Here is a 20,319-nt window from a genome sequence, read left to right as displayed (position 1 = left end):
AATGTTGCGTATACGCCATAACAAAATGTATAGATGCATTATTGCGCTGCTGTTGCTCGGTTTCATGCAGGTTACTGCACAGGAATCGTGGAGTTCAAAATATGTGCAGGTAAAAAAAGATGGCAGCATCGTTTATGCTAAAGATAATTTGGGTAACAGCCTTCCTGATTTCAGCGGTGTGGGATACAAACAAAACCGTAAGGCCTTACCAATAGTTCCCATTGTAAAAACAATTGAAGCAAGTGCAGAGAACGATGAACAAACAATTCAATCGGCGATAGATGAAGTTGCTAAGATGAAACTAAATACCAACGGTTTTCGTGGCGCTATACTTCTGAAGAAAGGGGTGTATAAAATTCCGGGTACGATCCGTATCAAAACAAGCGGTATTGTATTGCGTGGTGAAGGGGATGAAACAAAACTCGTTGCAACAGGTAAAGGTCAACGAAAACTGATCGTTATCGGTGGAGTTAGTGAGTTAAAGGAAATCGGCGGTACAAGACGCAAGATCACAGATGCATACGTGCCTGTTGGTGCAAAGTCATTCCCTGTAGCAAGTACTAAGGGATTAAAAATTGGAGATAGTATTGTTTTATATCGTCCTGCAACAAAAAAATGGATCGAAGATATTAAGATGCATGAGATAGTAGTGAGAGATAGTACTTCACGACAATGGGATCCTGCAGAGTATGGTTTGCATTATGAAAGAGTGATCACAAAAATCGACGGAAACAAAATATTTATTGACAACCCGGTGGTAATGGCGATAGAAGAACAATATGGAGGTGGTGAAATTTATCAATACAGCTTTAATGGTCGTATCAATAATGTGGGTGTTGAAGATCTTTTATGCGAATCGGAATATGCAAGTGATGAAGATGAAGATCATGGATGGGATGCAGTATTTATGAACAGGATCGAGAACGGTTGGGTAACAAATGTTACTGCCACACATTTTGGTTATTCATGTGTAAATCTTGGCTACCAGGCAAGAAACATTACAGTGAGTTACTGCAAATACCTTCAGCCAAAATCAAAAATCACTGGTAGTCGTCGTTATTCGTTTAATAATGATGGACAGTTGAATTTATTTATGCATTGTTTTGCTTCAGAAGGTCGTCATGATTATGTGAATGGAGCAAGAGTTTGCGGACCGAATGTATTTTATTCCTGCAGATCAGAAAATGCAAAAGCAGATATTGGTCCGCATCATCGCTGGGCAACAGGTACATTGTTTGATAATATTATTACCGATGGAGAATTGAATATTCAGGATCGTGGTAACTGGGGCACCGGTCATGGATGGGCTGGTGCAAACATGGTGGCGTGGAATTGCACTGTAGGGAAAGCAGCCATTCAAAATCCGTGGGTATCAGCAATGAATTATGTAATTGGGTTGAAGGGGAATAAATATCAAGGCCGATTGAACGGACGGCCTGATGCCGAATGGGAAGGGCAAAACAAACCCGGATTAACACCGGCTTCTTTATACATGGCGCAATTAAAAGCTGCAACCAAATAAAATTTACACAAACAGTTATGAAGTATAAATTGATCATTGCACTATGCATCGGATTATTATTTTCTGAGATAGGTATTGCACAGAGCACGAATAAGGTTTTTGAAGAAGCTGAGAAACAGCTTTCACTCATGTATAAGGAGGCTGTTGCAAACAGAAAAGATAAACGCATTTTCCCCAGAACATTGCAACATGATTCAATTCACCTCGTGGTATCAAACGATTGGACCAGCGGTTTCTTTCCCGGCATGTTATGGTTCATGTATGAATACACGAATAAACCGGAATGGATCACAAGAGCTGAAGAGTTTACCGCTTTGATGGAACGTGAACCAAAAAACCGCAACTCGCATGATGTTGGTTTTAAAGTGTACAACAGTTATGGTAATGGCTACCGTCTCACACAAAATGAAGAATACAAGAAACAGATTATTCAGGGAGCTGCAACATTGGTTACAAGATTTAATACAACAGTTGGTTGCATTCGTTCCTGGGATTTTGGTAAATGGCAATACCCCGTGATCATTGACAACATGATGAATCTTGAACTGTTGTTTGCAGCTACCAGACTAAGTGGCGATTCAACTTATTATAAAGTTGCCGTATCGCATGCCAACACAACGTTGAAAAATCATTTTCGAAATGATCACAGTTCATTTCATGTAATAGACTACGATACAATCACAGGTAAAGTAATAGGCGGCAGCACGCACCAGGGTTATGCCGATGCATCAGCATGGGCGAGGGGACAGGCATGGGCATTGTATGGTTACACCATGTGCTATCGTGAAACCAAAAATCCTGCTTATTTAAAACAAGCTGAACTGGTTGCTGCTTATTTAATGAATCATCCGGCGTTACCTGCCGATAAAATTCCAGTGTGGGATTTTAATGTGCCCAATTTAAACAGTGAGCCAAGAGATGCATCAGCAGCAGCAATCATTGCGTCTGCTTTGTATGAGTTGAAAAATTATTCAGCCAATAAAAAACAATACAAATCATTTGCTGATAAGATCGTGAAGAGCCTGGTACAAAAATACCGTGCACCATTGGGTTCGGCGAAAGGATATATTTTATTACATAGCACCGGCAATAAACCTTTTAATGGTGAAGTGGATGTGCCCCTGATCTATGCCGATTATTATTTTTTGGAAGCCTTATTAAGAAGAGTAAGTAAATGAAAGCTGTTTAATTATACAAAACCTGGCAATTAGCACAGCTAAAGCTTCTTCTTTTTTTTACTCCTGTATTTTTTTTGGTAATAGGAAGGTTACACCGTACGCATGTTTTCTTTGTGTGTGCAAGCCAGTGTTGTTTTAACTCATAGTTTCTTTTCCATTCCAGGAACTGGAAACTGTAAATGCGTGTTTCATCAACCAGCTTGTTTAGTTTGGCCGCAGGTATTTTACCTGTTAACGATTCGGGGTGAATACGTACACGATATAATATTTCATTCTTGATAATGTTGCCTACTCCCGAAAAAATGTCCTGTTCTAAAAGTGCATCGCAAATAAGTGTGCCGGGAATATCTTTTAATTTCGCTTTTGCTTTCTTCTTATCCCAATGTTCATTCATAACATCGGCACTCCAGTCGTAATGATCGTTGATATTGCCTTCGAGATATTTTATGGAACAGGTGTAAAGATTTATTTCTCCGTTTTTAAAGGTAAGATTCAGACGAATGGCCCTGTTTGGTTTCTTTTCATTTACGGTATAACTGCCGAACATTAAAAAATGTACCCTCAGTGTGAAGCCTCTGAAGCAAATGAGGAAGTGCTTGCCCCAGCTCTTAAATGCAGTTACTTTTTTATTCAGAAGAATGTCCTGATCAATTTTGCTGTTGCCGCTTACAGCAATAACCTTTTTGCCCGCAAATTGTGCAACTGTTTCTTTTGCTAAAACTATCGAAGGTCCTTCGGGCATGCTAGGTCGTTATTGTTTTTAAGGCGTGTTTTCTTGTATATACTTCTCCTTTGTAGGGATGAATAGAAGAATGATATTTATAGTTTGCCACATGGAGCAGGTAATAGGTCATGATATCGCACCAGCATATTTCCTCGAGGAATATTTTTAATTGGGGGAAAGTTCCTTTTTGGCAGCTGTTATCTTTGTCATAGATATATTCGCCTTTGTTCTCTTTACACCAATCTTCAAAATGAACCAGTTCCTCGGGGTGTGAGAATACAATCTTAAAATGAGTTTCTTCTTTAACTGATTTTAAATCGTCATTTAAATAATGATGATACTTGTGCCGGTGCCTGATTATTTTTGCGGTATACATGACAACTCGTTTACTTTTACCAAAATGGTTCAATAAATAGTTACTCTAAGTTGCAGTTTACTTTCAGAAAGAATGTTACACAATTATTTGAGCGGATTACATAATTCTCTTTGTCGTCATTTCATTTTACTTCCTATAGGTACTGGATCAGGAAGAGTAAAAATGTAAACGATAACAAGTATTGTAGCAATGGCTGTTGATACAAACGCTGCTGCGGCCCCGAACTGAAACCAGATCAATCCCGTAAGTGAGCTGGCCAGCATACTGCAAATACTTTGAAGACCGGAGAATGTTCCAATAGCTGTTGCCGTATCTTTTTTATCTGTGATGTTGGAGATCCAGGCTTTTGAAATGCCCTCCGTTGCAGCAGCATAAATTCCATAAAGGAAAAAAAGAAAAACGAAGAAATAGAGATTTGTATTCAGGGCCATTCCAAAATAAACTGCTGCAAACAAAGTTAAGCCGCTAATGAAAATGGTTTTCAATCCAACCCTGTCCGCCAGCATCCCTGCTGGAAAAGCAGCTAATGCATACACAAGATTGTAGAAAATATAAATGCCAATAACCATTGTATCATTAAGCCCTGCCTGTTTTGCCTGTAGTAAAAGAAAAACATCTGAGCTGTTGAATAAAGTGAAAACTAAAAGTCCCGTCACCAGTTTCCTGTAAGCAGACGGACTTTGTTTCCAGTATTTTAAAAAGGAGAAAAAACCTGTTTTTACAAATGCTTTAGGCTCACTCAGATTTTTTTCTTTAAGATAGAAAGATGCCAATACTGCAGTAACGCCTGGAATAAATGCAATTAAAAAAAGTGTTTTATAATTTTGCGGATAGAAATACAAATACAGCAACGCCAATGCCGGACCAATCACTGCGCCTAAAGTATCCATTGAACGATGAAAGCCAAACACTTTCCCTTTTGTAGCTGTCGTTGCTTCATCGGAAAGAATAGCATCCCTGGCACCGGTGCGTATGCCTTTACCAAAGCGATCGATGGTACGTGCAAAAAATATCCAGAGTGGAAATGTGAAGATCGCCATCATTGGTTTTGAAATAGCACTGAATGCATAACCCAATTGCACAAACGGAACACGCTTGCCTGAAAGATCGGAGCGTTTTCCAAAATAACCTTTGCTTAATCCGGCGGTTGCTTCTGCCACACCTTCCAAAATGCCAATGAGCACTATTGAAAATCCAATCGACTTTAAATAAATGGGCATGATGGGATACAGCATTTCACTGGCCATATCTGTAAACAAACTTACCAGCGATAAAATCCAGACCGTGCGTGTAATGTATTTCAAAATACTGTGTTTATAGCCGGATGTGTTATAACTTATACCTGCAATACCGGCTGCTTGCATGAAGTTATAAAAAACATGTTGGCATGGTTACAGTAAAATTCAATTTAAAACTGGGCGATATGAAAGCGAAAAAAATATGGGCCAATTACAGTGTGAAAGATGCAGAACGCACACGTGCTTTTTATACTCAATTGGGTTTTACACCCAACAACACTAACAATTATCCCAAGCTGGCCAGCTTCCTTTTTGGTGATAATGATTTTGTAATTCATTTTTTTGAACAGGGTTCACAGATCGATGAATACCTAACAGCAGGTAGCAATGCAAGTGAAATTATTTTCACGCTTTCTGCAGAAACGGAAGAAGAAGTAAAACAGTGGGAAGAAATGGTGAAGAAGGCGGGCGGAACTGTTTTTAATGAAGCAGGGCGTGATGAAAATAATTATTATGGTTTTGCCTTCGCCGATCCGGACGGGCATAAATTTAATGTGCTGTTGATGGAGAAGGGGATGTGATGAAATATTGACTACGTATTTTTATTTGCATAAAAGAAAATGCTGTCTTATAAAGTCCTTTGTCCGTGTCAATTGGTATAGCGCACATTTTTTCAACTATGTCTTCTGCTGCTATCATTATTCCGTTATCCATTGAAAACCATTCTTCATTAATCTGAAGTTTTCGGGTTTAACCGTTTGTTTTTTGGCGGTAATGAAAACCGAATCGTTTTTAATTTTCCCTTTTAACCAAAGTGTAGCGGAATCGATAAACCCGAACTGAAACCGGCTTTTTATTTGTCGTGCTACGAAAATGGAATCCATATCCACATTCATTGTTTCCCTAAAACCCAACTCATTGCAAATTTCCTGATCTTTTAGGGCTAATTGGTTTCTGTCTCCATACACGAACATTTCTTTCTTATCAACTGATACTTCCATGTAAGCAATACTGTCTGCTTTCAGCCGAATCCGCTCCCGTGCACCTCCTATTATGAGCTGGTTCCACCGTAATGAGTTTTCAGTTGATAAAGTATCCTTGTTCATCACAAATGTGTGTACATCGTACACTCCGGTTATCCCCGATTTGATTTTGTTTGTTTCTCTTGCAAAACTTCTTTGTTTATAACCCACGTAGTCCTTAACCATAAACACCAGGAAGTAAACTATCAACAGCATTTTCAATACTAATTTTGAGATAGTGATCCACGGCTTTTTAAATACTGGTGCTTTTATAACAGAAAGCGATGTTGCCTCATTGGTAAAGAAAAACCGGAACAAACTTTTCAACTGGGGAATCAACAGGAACAAGGTCATTACACATAATGCCGTTGGATACATCTTCGCATGCACATTATAATTGTAATTGACCGCCATCACATTGGCAAGCGTAAACAAGGTGAGGAGGGCTCCAAAGGTCATTGTTCTGCGGAATAACAGGAGCAAGGCAGCACTTTCGGCGATACCCATAAAAATGTTGTAGCCATACGAATAACCAAAGAGAGCCCAGGCCAAATTCATGGGCGACAGATTTCCTACAGGCTCTGTTAACAGATAAAGGCCCAGGTCTGGAAATTGTAGTTTAAAAAATTTTTCCAATGCAAAAAGAAATAATGTAAATGCGAGGTAATAACGTATAATGGTAGTGAGCCAATAATAAAGTGAATCATAGTTGGTACGTTTCCGGTCCAATACTGTCCAGGTAATGGTTCCCAAAAGTGCTACCATGATCATTACGAAATAAAGCAGATAGATGTAGGTTCTGTCGTTATGTTGTCCGTCATAAGGGGAAATGATCGTGTACTGAATATGGAACAGATTCTTGCCTGTCCGGTTAATGATGCTATCTAAAAATTCTGCCAGACCTGCCTCGAAATAGAAATAGGATAAAACAGGATTCACAGACCAGTCCAGTAAAACAATAAACAGGATGAAAAAAATGAAGGCAAAACGAAAGCCTATCTTTTGATAACTATTCCACGATAAAGTTTCAGCAGATAAATTTTCCATGGCAATTGTTTTTGGTGATCTGGAGAGGGGATGTGATGAAATATTGATTACATATTTTAGAGAATATACTTAAAGACAAGAAAATTGATTGCTATTAAAACACAAATAAGAAGTATAAATAGTTCAAAACGAAATGTATTAGTGAAATCCTCTTCACGAAGTTTTCTTTGCCAGACTGAGAAAATATTTGGAAACAGCAACCAATAGATCGACTTCCTGAAATTCTTAAACTTCTTAAAGCAAATTATTCCTGCAATTGAAATAATTACAATATCGGTCAAAAGAAAGCCTATATGTTTTATCATTTCATTTGACAGTTAGGCCAATCATATCCCTTTCTCCATCCTCACATCCATTATATATTCTTCAAACTCACGTAAAGAAAAACTGCTGAGGTTACGGCTGGCCGTTAGTCCGCCTTTTTGGGCAGCCAGTGTTCCATATTTCACATCGTTGTAGCCGCTTAGTTCATGCGCATCGGGGTCAATGGAAAGCAGCGCACCTTTTTCTAAAGCATAAGGTATCCAGCGCCAGTCAATATCCAAACGACGTGGGTGTGCATTCAGTTCTATCACCACACTGTTGGTAACACAGGCATCAATAATTTTTTTATGATCGAGTGGGTAACCCGCACGGCTCAAAAGTAATCGTCCTGTCATATGACCAAGAATAGTAGTGTATGGATTTTCAATGGCATTCATCACACGCATCATCGCTTTCTCTTCGTTCATTTTTAAATTGCTGTGAACAGATGCAATTACCAAATCGAATGTAGCGAGTGTATCATCATCATAATCCAACGAGCCATCGCCTAAAATATCAGCTTCAATACTTTTAAAAATGCGGAAGCCGTTCAGCTTATTGTTCAGCTCATCAATATACTTATGCTGCGCTTCAATACGTTCAACGCTCAAACCGTTTGCATAACCGGCACTTTTACTATGATCGCTGATCACCAGGTATTCAAAACCTTTTTCCTGTGCATGGCGTGCCATCGTTTCAATGGTTTCGCCTCCATCGCTCCAGTTACTATGGCTATGGATAATGCCTTTAATAGAAGATGGTTGAATAAGATCCGGAACAGCGGCTGAGCTCCACTCTTCACGCAGGCAAAACGGAATAAAAGCAACGCCTTTTTCTTCAAACAGCATTTGCTCTTCGGGAACGGTGGATAAAGTTCCCCAGCCTTGTAAAAAGTTTTCAGCAGCTGATGTTTGAAATAACACGGTTCCAAAATTTGCAGGCGTTGCAATATGAAACTGCAGCACAATATTCTCCGGCCCTTTTACTGATAAGAAAGAATCGGTTTGTTCTTTTACTTCAAAGTTATTGTTGATAAAGATTGGGGCTAATGCAGCAAGTGGAGTAGTGGTGACCCATTCGAGCTGGTGAATTATTTCCATTTGTCGTCTGAACTCGCCCGTTAGTTCAAACCGGTAGTCTTTAAAATGCTCACGCAGGTTTTTATCAACGGCCATGGCATAAGCTTCCACATCGGCATACAAATGAATGTCTTTATGCTTCAGGAAAAACTCGATGGACTCTTTTACATTGGCCTGTGTTTTTTCACCAAAGCCCTTAAACAACAACAAGCGGTTTTCTTCACAGGCATATAACAATTCACCAATGCTTTCAATTTCCATTTCCTTCCAGATAGTAGAAATTTTCTTTGGTCCAATCCCTTTAATAGCCAGCATTTCAATAACACCCGGAGGCGTTTTTGCAACAATTTCGGTGAGCGCTTTCAGTTCACCAGTTTGCAGTATTTCAACAATTTTTTTTGATGTACTGGCACCAATGCCTTTGTATGTGGAAATTTTTGCCGGGTCTACTTCGGCCAGTTGCACCGGCAGCTTTTCAATATTAAATGCTGCAGCGGCGTAGGTCTTTGCTTTAAAACTGTCTTCGCCATGAATATCCATGAGCTTGCTCAGCAGGGAAAACAGTTCGGCGATCTGGTAATTATCGGGCATGAAATAAACATAAAAATTATTGAGCTAATTTATACCAACAGCGATAATAATTTTAATCGTTTATCCTATCGGGCCCAAAAAAATAAAAATGAACACATGAAAAGGAAGTTATTTGTACAAAGAAAATACTTTTCGTAAAGCGTTGTTGAATTGGATAAAAAACGAAGTGGTAAGCTATAAAAAGGAAAAACTTCCGGTTGCGGAAGTTTCTCAAGGGACATTGGCGGATGTTCTTTATCCGTTGTTTTTCATACGATACCGGATTACTGGTTTCTTTTCAAGGATTGGATTTAAAATAGTTCTCTTATAGGGTATTCAGCCCTTGCTGATGAAGTAAAAGTAAATGAGTTGCAGTATAAAAAAGATACCCTCAAACTTAGTTTATAAGTTTAAGGGTATCCCTTTATCGTAATCAAAGGATTGTCCTGTTTAAAAGGTATAACGTATCGCAATTCCACCCCAGTTTCCGTAAAAACCGCCATAATCGCCAAATTCATACGAAGGTTGCCAATCGATAGACATATTAATAGGTGCGCCATTAAATTTATAATCCAATCCTAATACACCATCGATACCTGCAACAGCGCTGCCCCTGTAACCTGGATATTCTCTTCTCCAGTAACGGTCGTTCCAGAAACCAACGTGTGCACCGGGGCCAACATACCATTTTAAACCGGGTGCGCCACTGAAGTTGCCATGAAATTCGTATAAACCAGTTATACGAACACCGTCTCTCCAGAAGTAGGCGAGTCCTTCAAGAGCTGCATTGCTTTTTACGAAATGTTTGAGGGTGATACCTGCACCGGGATAGAATTTAACACCTAATGCTGTTTTGTAACTGCTTCCTTTTGCCTGGGCTGATGCGCCTTGTGCAAATGCTGTAAGCACAATGGCGGCGATAATAAGTCTCTTCATAATGTGAGTTTTAGATGTACCAGCCCCATTGAAAAAATGATGCCAAACTTTAACAAACCCTCACAAATGGCTTCCGTTCAACCCGAATCTGTTACCTTTGCACGCTGGTAAAATCGGACAAATCCATACCAGTATTAGATTACATGAAAAGTAAGACTTTAAAAAAAGACAAGGTCAATATTATTACACTGGGTTGCAGTAAGAACATGGTGGATAGTGAAGTATTGAGCGGCCAGTTATTGGCCAACGAAATTGATGTGGTGCATGAGAGTGGTAAAAAAGATCACAACATTGTTATTGTAAATACATGTGGCTTTATTGATAAAGCTAAAGAAGAAAGCATCAATACTATTTTAGACCAGGTGGAACTAAAACGCCGTGGAAAACTTGACAAAGTTATTGTGACAGGTTGTCTGAGCGAACGATATAAAAATAATTTAGAAGCAGAGATACCCGAAGTGGATGCATTTTACGGCACCATGGAATTGCCCATGATCTTAAAACAGTTTGAAGCCGATTATAAAACAGAGTTGTTGGGCGAACGTTTGTTGAGCACACCATCGCATTATGCTTACTTGAAGATAAGTGAGGGTTGCAACCGCACCTGTGCATTTTGTGCTATTCCGTTAATGCGTGGTCAGCATGTGAGCAAAAGCATGGATAACCTGGTAAAAGAAGCTGAAGGGTTGGTGAAGAAAGGTGTGAAGGAAGTGATGTTGATCGCACAGGAGTTAACTTACTACGGTTTGGATCTGTATAAAAAAAGAATGTTGGGTGATCTGATGCATCGTTTAGCAGATGTAAAAGGTTTGGAATGGATCCGTTTGCATTATGCATACCCGCATAAATTTCCTTTGGATGTGTTGGATGTAATGCGTGAGCGACCAAACATCTGCAACTATCTTGATATGCCATTGCAACATGCAAGTGATAATATGTTGAAGGCAATGCGCAGACAAATTACAAGAACTGAAACAGAAGAATTGATAGCGGCTGTGCGTGAAAAAGTTCCCGGTCTTTGCTTACGTACTACGTTGATCGCTGGTTTCCCCGGCGAAACATTGGATGATATTGAAGAAACAAAACTCTTCCTACAAAAACAACGTTTCGATCGTGTGGGCATTTTCACTTACAGTCATGAAGAAGGTACGAGTGGTTTTGATTTGGTGGATGATGTGCCTGCAGAAGAAAAAGAACGTCGTGCACAGGAGATCATGGGTGTGCAGCAGGAAATTTCTTACGAACTGAACCAGGAGAAGGTTGGCAAAACTTTCAAAACGATAGTTGATAAGAAAGAAGCCGGTCGTTATCTTGGTCGCACTGAATTTGATTCGGTGGAAGTAGATAATGAAGTAATCATTCAGAGCGATAAAAAATTAAAGATCGGTGAGTTTGTAAATGTAAAGATCACGAAGGCATTTGATTACGATCTGGAGGGAGAGGTAGTGAGCTGATTGATGAATAAGCAATAGACAGTAAGCAATGCTCAAAAAAAATCCCGGTCAATTGACCGGGACTTTTTTATTGTCAGGATACCAATTATTTCTTTTCGTCTTTTTTGGGCGGGGTCTTTTTATCACCAAAGTTGGGCATGCGTCGTTTATTCATTTCATCAAGCATTTGATTGAACAGTGTGATCTGTTCGGGTTTGCAGATGGCTCGCAATTGCATAAAATGATTATGAAACGCTTGTTCAAATTTCTTTTTTACAACGACAGAAGCTGTAAGGATGGAATCAATTCTTACACTATCAGTAATTCCATCTTTTAACATTTGCGTTTTTACTTCCTGTACCTGTTTGTCTTCTTTGCGTAACTCTTCCAGCTCCTGTTTATGTTTTGTTCTCAAGTCTTTTAATTCCTGACGTTGAACGGTATCAAAATTCAACTTCTTACTAATGAATTCGGAGTAGGAAGGCCGACCCCCATTATTAGGCCGATGCTTATTGCCATCTTTCTTTCCCAACAGGAAAAAAAGCGTAACAGCATTTAGTAGTAACAGTAAAACAACAAGGGTAGTGAGAAATTTGATCTTACTCATATCTAAGCTCAGGGTAAAGAAGTTAAGTTGTTTTCTAAATCGTATTCGTTGATCACGGTTTCAATATCTGTTGTATCCTGGTCGTCGCTACTAAGCGTATTCCAGCCCACAACATTTAAAATAAACATCAGCACGAAAACAGTAGCTACAGCATATACCCATTTCACCTGAACGGCCTGGCGTGCCGGAGTTTGTTTAAGGCGGGCCAGTACACGGGTGTGGAGGTAAGGATTGCCTTCAGCGGGTTGCATACCCTGCAGGCTGCCCATTACTTCATCGATCCATTGTTCCTGATTTTTCTTCATTGCTGTACTATTTTGACGTTCATAATGTAAAAAACTTGCTACTCAGGTAAATTTTTATAGTAACCGGCCAGCAGCCCCCGCAGGTTCTTACGTGCCCTGAACAATAATGACTCAATGGAAGATACGGAACTGCCCGTAATTTCGCTGATTTCGGCATAACTCAGTCCCCCGGTTTCACTTAATAAAAAGGCAACCCGTTGGGTTTCAGGCAACTGATCGATGGCTTTGTAAAGCATGGCTGCCTTTTCCCGGTTTTCGGTTACCACGCCCGGGTGCACAAAATCGCCTGCATCGCTGATGGGTTCCCCGCTTTCATGAAACAAATTGGTGAGGAAGGCAAAGCGCTTTTTCCGCTTTTTGCTGCGCAGGAGGTCGATACTTTTATTCACCGCAATACGGTAGAGCCAGGTGCTCACCTGTGCCTCACCTTTAAACGTGTGGGCTTTGTTCCAGGCTTCAATGAAAACGTCTTGTGTAATTTCCTCGGCATCCTCAACATTCTGCAACAGGTTCAACGCAGTATTGTACACCCTTTGCTGGTGTTGCGTGATAAAGTCTTTAAATGCATGTTCGTTTTCTGAAAAGCTGAGCATGAAGGGTTAATGTGGCGGTCAAGATAAGAAGGAAACTGTAATGAATAAAAAAATATGACCTGCGGTTTGATGAAATGAAGGGTTGATTTAATGAGATGATTACCAAAAATAAAAATCCCCTTTTGCGCTAACAAAAGGGGAGCGATGATAAGGTTAGCTGTACTTAAACCGAAACAACTGTTTGCTTTCAGTTGTTAAAGAGTTCCCCTTGAAGAATCAAAGGGAAGTATAATCAACATGAGAAAAAGCTTTTAAATAACTTCTTTGTTCTTCGTTTTTTCTTTCGTCTTTCCTTTCAGGTCTTCAGCTGTTGCTTCACCAATAATAATGCGGCCAAAACTTGATTTCACTTCAATTTTTGAAGAACCTGATCCTGATCTTCCTTCGTAATTGCGGTTTGAGTCAGGGCCGTATTTATCAGGGGTATCAGTACGTTTGATATTTGCGTTGCTGCGATCAGTGACTGAACCGAAACTTGTTTTGATATTATATGTGGCAGAAAAATTTGAAGCAGGACGAAGGTTAACTGTGCTGTATGATTCATTCAATGTAAGTGAAGTAAGATCGTTGTCCATATTAATACGGCTGCTGCTACAAAATTCCATATTGATCTTGTTGCTGCCTGTAAGATTTTCAATAGTCACAGTTGAAAACTTGAATGTAGATGTGGCATTGTTTACATTCTTCAATGTTGCTTTTCCAAATTCAACCACCAGTTTTTCTGTTTTGGGAAGATTGCCTGCTGTTAATGATCCAAACTTACTACTCAATGAAACGCTTCCGTTGTAATCAGGTAATTTGATGGCACCAAAAGAATTTTCAATTTTTAAGGTATTACCTGATGGTATCTGCACAGTATAGTTAATGCTCATACTGCTCTTACAATTCTTACAATTGTAATTGTTATTGTTGTTACCCTTGTTCTTGTTGGTGGTGGTTTTGAATTTTATTTCATTACCATCTTTACTTTCAGTAACATCAATGTTCTCAAACATTTTATCGGCCAGTTCTTTGTCGGTAGAACTTGCTTCAATGTGGATGTCTACTTTAATTTCGTTTCGATCCCAGGTTGTTACCGTTACATTACCAAAGCTGTTATCAATATTCAATGTGTTACCCGAAGCTGAATAAGTTTTTGAAATGCTTCTTTCTTTGAAATGATCGTAACGCTTTTTCTCTGTCTTGTCTTCTTTTTGTTGAGCTGTTGCCTGAACTGTAATGAACAGCAGGGCCATACCAATAATGGTTTTGAATGATAAATTCATATTCATACTTTTTAAATGATGTAGAGATGTACTGAATGCTACTTAGCCATTTGGCAATGCATTGTTTTGTTTTGTTTGTTTTTTGATGTCGTTGCTGATCATTAACTGGCGGTACAACAGTTCTGCCTGCAGTTGCAGATTCTGAAGCATGGCTTTCATGATCACATCTTTATTTGGAGTTACTGCCGCCTGTTTTTGCAGCATGTTGTAAGTACTGTCGAGTAATTTCAGGTCATCTAAAAACTGTTGATACAGTTGAGGATTGTCTGCCGTTGCTTCTTTTAATTGTTCCTGTCTTGTTTCAATGGCATTGAATACCTGTTTTGCTTCTGCAATATATTCAGGTGCAATACCATTTAATTCAGGGTTATTTGTTTTGGTTTCAACCTGTGCTGTTTCAGTTTTTTGCTGGCGGATGTACAGGAAGTAAACAGATGTTAAAACAATACACAGTATTGCAGCAGCCGCAGAGAACTTATAAATATCTCTCAGAGAAAAAACTTTTGATTCCTTTTTGACAGGAAGCGTTTTTTCAATTTTTCTCCATACGTCGGCTGACGGATGTTCCGTATCAAACTCGCTACGGTTCCTGTTCACAAATTTTTCCAGGTTACTGCTCATATACTTCCTGTTTTAATACCTGTAATAGTTTTTGTTTTGCCCGCATGTACTGTGTACGTACGGTTGAATGTGCCACCTTCATCATTGCTGCCACTTCTTCCTGCTCAAATCCTTCAATCAAATGAAGCGTTAACACGGTGCGGTAGCCATCCGGTAATTTTTGCATGGCTTGTTTAATACTGTCAACTGTGTACCAAACTTCATCTTCATCCACTTCTGTTTCATCGGCAATATTTTCTGCATCGGCTTCCAATCCATTCAAATGCAGTTTGTTTTTTTTGAGGTGTGCAATGCTTTTGTACACCACAATTTGCCGCAGCCATGCACCAAAAGTTGACCTGCCTTCAAAAGAACTCAAATGCTGAAACGCATCGGTGAAAGCTTCCTGCAAAATGTCTTCCGCATCATCGCTTCTGTTTAATATTCGCAGAGCTGTATTGTACATGGCCTTTGCATATCGGTCATACAGGGCCCTGTATGCCGAGGCTTCACCGTTGAGGCATTGCTGCACCAACACGTCTGCTGAAGGGATGATCGTTGACAGGTTCAATGGTTTATTTATAATAAAGTATGAAGGTCATGCATTTTGTTGCATGACCTTCATAAGATTTTTTTGTTTGAACGATGAAAGGATTTAATGCAGGATGAATGGTTAGTATAAGTATTCAACGATATCACGCCATCGCCACTACCTGTGCATCTTCCTTTGCATGCTTCATCACGAACCAAAGTGTGATGATTGTAGAAAGTAGAAAGTATGCTGCAACAATATATTTAATAACAAAGCTTAGAGAGGCTGCGCCAAACCAATCGCCGGTTTGTAACAGAATAGCAATGCCCAGGCTGTTTTTGAGTACTTCCCACACAATGGCATATTTATTACGATCCATCAGTTCGGTGTAAGCATAGATGGTAAGAAAAACAAATAAGCCATAGATATAAATGTAGTAAGCGTTCAATGCATTGATGGAAGCAATACTGCCAAACAGGTAACTGATGAATAACAGCACCATTGTTATCTGCACCCAACTCCACACATGCAAACCGGTTGATGCTTTGGTATCATATTTTTCCATGTGGTACACATCGTTGATCTTATGCACCGGATATTTTTCAGCAACATCAGCTGGCCGCCAACCTGTCGGCATCACCCATATGCGGAATTTATCGTTCCAGTTTTTTGTGTGCCACGCATCTTTTATCATCAACCACAAATGCATGAAATTTATTTTGATAGGGTTCCATGTTTGCACGGGACGAGTAATGCCGTAAACCGGTGGTTTATCGGCCAACTCTTCCTGGAAAGTGCCAAACCATTTATCCCAGAAGATAAAGATCTGCCCATAGTTCTTATCTAAATATTCAGGATTGATGGCATGATGCACCCGATGATGCGAAGGCGTAACAATGATTTTCTCCAAAAATCCCATCTTGTTGATGTGTTGTGTATGGTACCAGAACTGTGCAAATAAATGTAGTGGCGCAATCACAGCAACAACTATTGGTGGTACACCAAGCAAAGCTGCAGGCAATAAGAAAATAGCGAAGATGCGGAATACAACCGAAATGCTTTGCCGCAATGCGCAGGCTAAATTAAAATCTTCGCTGCTGTGATGAATGATATGTGCGTTCCACAAAAAATTATACTCATGATCTAAACGATGCACCCAGTAACCTGCAAAGTCGAGCGCCATGAATGCGATGATGTAAACGAGAATATTATTTTGTACATGTACAATGGCGAGCTTATCAACCAACCATCCATAACTGATGATGGCAATACTTAAGCCCAATACATCTTTTGTAACATTGGTGACACCGCTGCTGAGGCTGGAGATCATATCCATATTGCGGACGGTTTGTTTTCCCTTCCACGCTCCATACAATGTTTCGCCGAGTACCAGCAATAAAAAAGCCGGCATGGCAATGAGTAAAATTTTACCGTAGGTTTCCATGTGCAAACAATCTTCTCTAAAGATAAGTAATCGTAATAAACCAATCTTTCAAAATGGTCGTCATTGCGAGCCTGCGAAGCAATCTTATGCATAGACTGCTTCGTTCCTCGCAGTTACGGGCTGTATATCAGTTTACCTGCTGCCGGTAATCGGAAAGATAGCGGGAAGGCGGTACGCCGGTTATCTGTTTAAACACCCGGTTAAAACACACGGCACTGCTGAAACCACATTCATAAGCTGCAGAAGAAATACTTAATGCGTCTGTGCCGGTCATTTTTTTGCAGGCTTCGTTAATACGGATCTCATTTAAAAACTGCACATAGGTTTTGCGTGTATGTTTTTTGAAGTAGCGACAAAAGGCCTGCACGGTTAAATGTGCAACTGCAGCGATCTGTTCAAGACTGATATGTTCAGTATAATGTTCCATGGTGTAACGGTACACATCGTTGATGCGTAAACCTTCTGTATCAGAAATAGTATAACCTGCAGAAGCCGAAGCAAGCACCCGGTTGTTTTTTGTATTGCTGATGCTTTGCAGCAGTTGAATAAATGCTGCCAGTTGAAATCCCTGTTTTGTTTGCTGCACCTGTTGCATACAAGCGATGATCTTTTGTGTCGATGAAGGATGTATTTGTAAGCCTGATTGGCTTTGATCGATCAACCGACGGATGGATCTGGTTTCAGGTAAAGCCAGTAACGTATCGCCTAATTTTTCCGGGTGAAAGAATATTGACAAAGCATGGGTGTTTTTCTTTTTACGCTTATCAAAATAAACAGGATCACTTTTAAATACATGCGGTTGATTCGCCCCAAGTAAATACACATCACCCGATTTAAATGGTTGCATATAGTTACCTGCTATCAATGTTCCTGTTCCTTCCTTTATCCATGTAAGCTGCATTTCTGCATGACGATGCAGGTGAATATAAAAATGTGGCAGCACATCTTCCTGTACCACCATTGAACTATCACCTGCAACGGGTATGGTAAACTGTACGATCTTCATTGTTTAGCAAATATTAGCCTTAATTGTAAAAGTACGAGCAAATTCGGTTAATATCGGTTAAGTATTCGCTAAGAACGGCTTTTTATTTGTTTGCCGCATCGTTTACTTTCGGTTAAAATTTTATACTATGTCATTTGAATGGAAAGGGGTGTTCCCCGCTTTGCTTACACCGTTTACTGCTAACGAGGAAATCGATCTTTTGATGTTTGAAAAAAACTTACAAGCGCAACTCGATGCCGGTGTACATGGAGTGATCATTGGTGGTTCGTTGGGTGAAGCAAGTACCATCACTGCTGCAGAAAAGGAGCAGCTCATCAAGCATGCTATTAAATTTCTCAACGGAAGAATTCCGGTGATCATGAATATTGCAGAGAGTACAACCAAAGATGCGGTGAAGCAGGCAGCGAACGCAAAAGCATGGGGTGCAGCAGGTTTAATGTTGTTACCACCGATGCGTTACAAAAGTGATGACAGGGAAACAGTGGAGTATTTTAAAGCCATTGCAAAGTCAACTGACTTGCCCATCATGATCTACAACAACCCGGTTGATTATAAAATTGATGTTACGCTCGATATGTTTGAAGAACTGATCGAGTGCAGCAATATCACTGCAGTAAAAGAAAGTACCAGGGATGTAACCAATGTAACACGTCTCATTAATCGTTTTAACGGACGTTTAAAAATTCTTTGCGGTGTAGATACGCTGGCTGTAGAAGAATTATGTCTCGGTGCCGATGGCTGGGTTGCAGGTTTGGTTTGTGCATTCCCGAAAGAAACAGTTACAATTTATAATTTGGTGAAAGAAGGCAAAATTGCAGAAGCTGCAAAGATCTATCGTTGGTTCATGCCTTTGCTCGAACTCGATATTCATCCGAAGCTGGTCCAGTATATTAAACTGGCTGCTACACAAACGGGAATCGGAAGTGAATATGTTCGTGGTCCTCGTTTAACTTTACAGGGTAGTGAGCGAACTCGTATTTTGAAGATCATTAACGATGGTATCGCTGCACGACCTGTTTTGTAAACTAATAAAAACGAACAATGAGTTATTCTGATACGTCAGTGCAGGAAATTGATGCATGTATGCAGGAAGCATGGAGTGCTTTTCATGCGTACCGCAAAAAAAGTTTAAAAGAAAGAGCCGCATTAATGCGTGCAATTGCAAAAGAATTGGAAAGCTGTGGCGATCATTTAATTGAAGTGGCCATGCGTGAAACTAATTTGCCTGAAGCAAGATTGCGTGGCGAACGTGGCCGCACTATTTTTCAATTGAACAGTTATGCCGATGCATGCGAACGTGGTGATTGGCTGGAAGCAAGAATTGATACAGCTGTTCCCGATAAGGTTCCGCCTAAGCCCGATATCCGAAAGATGTTGGTGCCACTTGGTCCTGTAGTTGTATATGGTGCAAGTAATTTTCCTTTTGCATATTCAACTGCCGGTGGCGATACGGCTTGTGCATTGGCAGCCGGTTGTCCCGTGATTGTAAAAGCACATCCTGCACATGAGCATACTTCGGAGATCGTTGCAGACGCAATTCACAAAGCAGTTGCTCATCTCAACTTGCCAAAGGGCGTGTTTCAACATGTGTATGGAAAAAGTATAGAAGTTGGAAAGGCGTTGATCCAGCATCCGCATACAAAAGCAGTTGGCTTTACGGGTTCTTATGGTGCAGGTAAACAATTATTCGATTGGGCCAACGAACGTAAAGAACCTATTCCTGTGTTTGCAGAAATGGGTAGTGTGAATCCTGTGTTTTTATTGCCGGAGAAATTAAAAGCATCTGCTACGGATATTGCAACAATGTATGCAGGCTCCATCACGCTTGGTGTTGGACAGTTCTGCACAAATCCAGGTTTGATCATTGCAATTGAGAGCGAGGAACTGAAAACCTTTACACATGACCTTGGTAAAGCAATACAGAAGGTGCAGCCAGCAACTATGTTACACGCCGGTATTGCAAAAGCTTATGCAGAAAAGAAAGAACTGGCATTGATGCAGGAGGAAGTTCATCTCGTTGCTGAATCAGAAACAGATGTTCAGGAAAATGAAGGATTAGCAACCATTGCTACCGTTAGTGCAGAAACCTTTTTAGAGAATCCAGTATTGCACCAGGAAGTATTCGGACCATATTCACTTATTATCAGGTGTGGAAACAACGATGAAATGTTGCAGGTAGCATTGCATCTCGAAGGACAGTTGACCGCCACACTGATGGCAACTGAAAATGATATGCTGGGAAATGATGAACTGGTAGAAGCAGTGAAAAATATCTGCGGCCGTTTTATTCTCAACAGTGTGCCCACCGGAGTAGAAGTTTGTTTGAGTATGCAGCATGGTGGCCCATTCCCTGCAACAACCGATAGTCGGTTTACAAGTGTGGGTGCCGATGGCATCAAGCGCTTTGCAAGGCCCATCGCTTTTCAAAACTGGAGTAATACATTGTTACCCGATGAATTGAAAAATGAAAACCCGTTGGGAATTATTCGTACAGTCAATAATATTCCATCAGCTTCTAAAGTATAAAGCAATCGTAAAA

General features: G+C 40.1%; 20 protein-coding genes. 6 read left to right on the top strand and 14 right to left on the bottom strand.

What is annotated here, in order from left to right; translation table 11 throughout:
- Position 1: 1 nt before the first annotated feature.
- Positions 2-1,522 (top strand): hypothetical protein, encoded by a 1,521-nt coding sequence (locus tag ACO1QW_RS13070; protein ID WP_486259198.1) that lies wholly within the window; start codon positions 2-4, stop codon positions 1,520-1,522.
- 17 nt (positions 1,523-1,539) lie between these two features.
- A complete protein-coding gene (locus tag ACO1QW_RS13065; RefSeq protein WP_486259196.1) occupies positions 1,540-2,700 on the top strand; it encodes a glycoside hydrolase family 88 protein in 1,161 nt (386 codons plus the stop codon).
- 7 nt (positions 2,701-2,707) lie between these two features.
- On the opposite strand, the gene ACO1QW_RS13060 is transcribed toward ACO1QW_RS13065, so the two are convergent.
- The 3 genes from ACO1QW_RS13060 to ACO1QW_RS13050 form a co-directional block, all read right to left on the bottom strand.
- Positions 2,708-3,442, bottom strand: a complete 735-nt coding sequence (locus ACO1QW_RS13060; protein WP_486259194.1) for a DNA-formamidopyrimidine glycosylase family protein — start codon at positions 3,440-3,442, stop codon at positions 2,708-2,710.
- 1 nt (position 3,443) lies between these two features.
- Positions 3,444-3,800 carry a hypothetical protein gene (locus ACO1QW_RS13055; protein WP_486259192.1) on the bottom strand — a complete coding sequence of 119 codons (357 nt, stop codon included), beginning with the start codon at positions 3,798-3,800 and terminating at the stop codon, positions 3,444-3,446.
- Positions 3,801-3,916: 116 nt separating this feature from the next.
- Positions 3,917-5,164, bottom strand: a complete 1,248-nt coding sequence (locus ACO1QW_RS13050) for an MFS transporter (RefSeq protein ID WP_486259190.1) — start codon at positions 5,162-5,164, stop codon at positions 3,917-3,919.
- A gap of 23 nt (positions 5,165-5,187) precedes the next feature.
- Here ACO1QW_RS13050 and ACO1QW_RS13045 point away from each other — a divergent pair, with 23 nt between their 5' ends.
- Entirely contained in the window at positions 5,188-5,619 is a 432-nt protein-coding gene (locus ACO1QW_RS13045; RefSeq protein ID WP_486259189.1) for a VOC family protein, read from the top strand.
- A 117-nt stretch (positions 5,620-5,736) separates the two neighbouring features.
- Here ACO1QW_RS13045 and ACO1QW_RS13040 read toward each other — a convergent pair whose 3' ends face one another.
- The 3 genes from ACO1QW_RS13040 to ACO1QW_RS13030 form a co-directional block, all read right to left on the bottom strand.
- Complete coding sequence (locus tag ACO1QW_RS13040) at positions 5,737-7,107, bottom strand: hypothetical protein (RefSeq protein WP_486259187.1); 1,371 nt, start codon at positions 7,105-7,107, stop codon at positions 5,737-5,739.
- 326 nt (positions 7,108-7,433) lie between these two features.
- Positions 7,434-9,080, bottom strand: a complete 1,647-nt coding sequence (locus ACO1QW_RS13035; RefSeq protein WP_486259185.1) for a DNA polymerase/3'-5' exonuclease PolX — start codon at positions 9,078-9,080, stop codon at positions 7,434-7,436.
- A gap of 429 nt (positions 9,081-9,509) precedes the next feature.
- The gene (locus tag ACO1QW_RS13030; protein ID WP_486259183.1) at positions 9,510-9,995 is read right to left on the bottom strand and encodes a hypothetical protein; all 486 of its coding nucleotides are present in this window, start codon (positions 9,993-9,995) and stop codon (positions 9,510-9,512) included.
- Between the two features lie 143 nt (positions 9,996-10,138).
- Between ACO1QW_RS13030 and rimO the strand changes: the two genes are divergently transcribed.
- Complete coding sequence (gene rimO, locus ACO1QW_RS13025) at positions 10,139-11,449, top strand: 30S ribosomal protein S12 methylthiotransferase RimO (protein WP_486259182.1); 1,311 nt, start codon at positions 10,139-10,141, stop codon at positions 11,447-11,449.
- 85 nt (positions 11,450-11,534) lie between these two features.
- Here rimO and ACO1QW_RS13020 read toward each other — a convergent pair whose 3' ends face one another.
- The 8 genes from ACO1QW_RS13020 to ACO1QW_RS12985 form a co-directional block, all read right to left on the bottom strand.
- Positions 11,535-12,035, bottom strand: a complete 501-nt coding sequence (locus ACO1QW_RS13020) for a Spy/CpxP family protein refolding chaperone (protein WP_486259180.1) — start codon at positions 12,033-12,035, stop codon at positions 11,535-11,537.
- Positions 12,036-12,043: 8 nt separating this feature from the next.
- Positions 12,044-12,340, bottom strand: coding sequence for a hypothetical protein (locus ACO1QW_RS13015; RefSeq protein ID WP_486259178.1), 297 nt, complete (start codon positions 12,338-12,340; stop codon positions 12,044-12,046).
- Positions 12,341-12,378: 38 nt separating this feature from the next.
- The gene (locus ACO1QW_RS13010; RefSeq protein ID WP_486259176.1) at positions 12,379-12,933 is read right to left on the bottom strand and encodes an RNA polymerase sigma factor; all 555 of its coding nucleotides are present in this window, start codon (positions 12,931-12,933) and stop codon (positions 12,379-12,381) included.
- Between the two features lie 251 nt (positions 12,934-13,184).
- Complete coding sequence (locus ACO1QW_RS13005; protein WP_486259175.1) at positions 13,185-14,198, bottom strand: DUF4097 family beta strand repeat-containing protein; 1,014 nt, start codon at positions 14,196-14,198, stop codon at positions 13,185-13,187.
- 42 nt (positions 14,199-14,240) lie between these two features.
- Positions 14,241-14,819: a hypothetical protein gene (locus tag ACO1QW_RS13000; protein WP_486259173.1), complete on the bottom strand. Its 579-nt coding sequence runs from the start codon at positions 14,817-14,819 to the stop codon at positions 14,241-14,243.
- Complete coding sequence (locus ACO1QW_RS12995; protein ID WP_486259171.1) at positions 14,809-15,369, bottom strand: RNA polymerase sigma factor; 561 nt, start codon at positions 15,367-15,369, stop codon at positions 14,809-14,811. The genes ACO1QW_RS13000 and ACO1QW_RS12995 overlap by 11 nt, the downstream gene beginning before the upstream one ends.
- 124 nt (positions 15,370-15,493) lie before the next feature.
- On the bottom strand, positions 15,494-16,774 hold the full coding sequence (locus ACO1QW_RS12990; protein ID WP_486259169.1) for a sterol desaturase family protein: 1,281 nt from the start codon (positions 16,772-16,774) through the stop codon (positions 15,494-15,496).
- Between the two features lie 127 nt (positions 16,775-16,901).
- Positions 16,902-17,780 (bottom strand): AraC family transcriptional regulator, encoded by an 879-nt coding sequence (locus ACO1QW_RS12985; RefSeq protein WP_486259167.1) that lies wholly within the window; start codon positions 17,778-17,780, stop codon positions 16,902-16,904.
- 127 nt (positions 17,781-17,907) lie between these two features.
- On the opposite strand from ACO1QW_RS12985, the gene ACO1QW_RS12980 reads away from it, so the two are divergent.
- Together ACO1QW_RS12980 and ACO1QW_RS12975 are read left to right on the top strand one after the other, a co-directional pair.
- Positions 17,908-18,804, top strand: a complete 897-nt coding sequence (locus ACO1QW_RS12980) for a dihydrodipicolinate synthase family protein (protein WP_486259165.1) — start codon at positions 17,908-17,910, stop codon at positions 18,802-18,804.
- Between the two features lie 17 nt (positions 18,805-18,821).
- The gene (locus ACO1QW_RS12975; protein WP_486259163.1) at positions 18,822-20,306 is read left to right on the top strand and encodes an aldehyde dehydrogenase (NADP(+)); all 1,485 of its coding nucleotides are present in this window, start codon (positions 18,822-18,824) and stop codon (positions 20,304-20,306) included.
- Positions 20,307-20,319: the final 13 nt, after the last annotated feature.

This window comes from Lacibacter sp. (assembly GCF_057361365.1).
Note: the sequence above shows the minus strand (reverse complement) of the source record. Positions and strands in the feature narration are given on the sequence as shown.

Bases quoted from the DNA above. Each gene is read 5' to 3' on its own strand.
- ACO1QW_RS13070 (WP_486259198.1), top strand. From the start codon at position 2: ATGTTGCGTATACGCCATAACAAAATGTATAGATGCATTATTGCGCTG.
- ACO1QW_RS13065 (WP_486259196.1), top strand. From the start codon at position 1,540: ATGAAGTATAAATTGATCATTGCACTATGCATCGGATTATTATTTTCT.
- ACO1QW_RS13060 (WP_486259194.1), bottom strand. From the start codon at position 3,442: ATGCCCGAAGGACCTTCGATAGTTTTAGCAAAAGAAACAGTTGCACAA.
- ACO1QW_RS13055 (WP_486259192.1), bottom strand. From the start codon at position 3,800: ATGTATACCGCAAAAATAATCAGGCACCGGCACAAGTATCATCATTAT.
- ACO1QW_RS13050 (WP_486259190.1), bottom strand. From the start codon at position 5,164: ATGCAAGCAGCCGGTATTGCAGGTATAAGTTATAACACATCCGGCTAT.
- ACO1QW_RS13045 (WP_486259189.1), top strand. From the start codon at position 5,188: ATGGTTACAGTAAAATTCAATTTAAAACTGGGCGATATGAAAGCGAAA.
- ACO1QW_RS13040 (WP_486259187.1), bottom strand. From the start codon at position 7,107: ATGGAAAATTTATCTGCTGAAACTTTATCGTGGAATAGTTATCAAAAG.
- ACO1QW_RS13035 (WP_486259185.1), bottom strand. From the start codon at position 9,080: ATGCCCGATAATTACCAGATCGCCGAACTGTTTTCCCTGCTGAGCAAG.
- ACO1QW_RS13030 (WP_486259183.1), bottom strand. From the start codon at position 9,995: ATGAAGAGACTTATTATCGCCGCCATTGTGCTTACAGCATTTGCACAA.
- rimO (WP_486259182.1), top strand. From the start codon at position 10,139: ATGAAAAGTAAGACTTTAAAAAAAGACAAGGTCAATATTATTACACTG.
- ACO1QW_RS13020 (WP_486259180.1), bottom strand. From the start codon at position 12,035: ATGAGTAAGATCAAATTTCTCACTACCCTTGTTGTTTTACTGTTACTA.
- ACO1QW_RS13015 (WP_486259178.1), bottom strand. From the start codon at position 12,340: ATGAAGAAAAATCAGGAACAATGGATCGATGAAGTAATGGGCAGCCTG.
- ACO1QW_RS13010 (WP_486259176.1), bottom strand. From the start codon at position 12,933: ATGCTCAGCTTTTCAGAAAACGAACATGCATTTAAAGACTTTATCACG.
- ACO1QW_RS13005 (WP_486259175.1), bottom strand. From the start codon at position 14,198: ATGAATTTATCATTCAAAACCATTATTGGTATGGCCCTGCTGTTCATT.
- ACO1QW_RS13000 (WP_486259173.1), bottom strand. From the start codon at position 14,819: ATGAGCAGTAACCTGGAAAAATTTGTGAACAGGAACCGTAGCGAGTTT.
- ACO1QW_RS12990 (WP_486259169.1), bottom strand. From the start codon at position 16,774: ATGGAAACCTACGGTAAAATTTTACTCATTGCCATGCCGGCTTTTTTA.
- ACO1QW_RS12985 (WP_486259167.1), bottom strand. From the start codon at position 17,780: ATGAAGATCGTACAGTTTACCATACCCGTTGCAGGTGATAGTTCAATG.
- ACO1QW_RS12980 (WP_486259165.1), top strand. From the start codon at position 17,908: ATGTCATTTGAATGGAAAGGGGTGTTCCCCGCTTTGCTTACACCGTTT.
- ACO1QW_RS12975 (WP_486259163.1), top strand. From the start codon at position 18,822: ATGAGTTATTCTGATACGTCAGTGCAGGAAATTGATGCATGTATGCAG.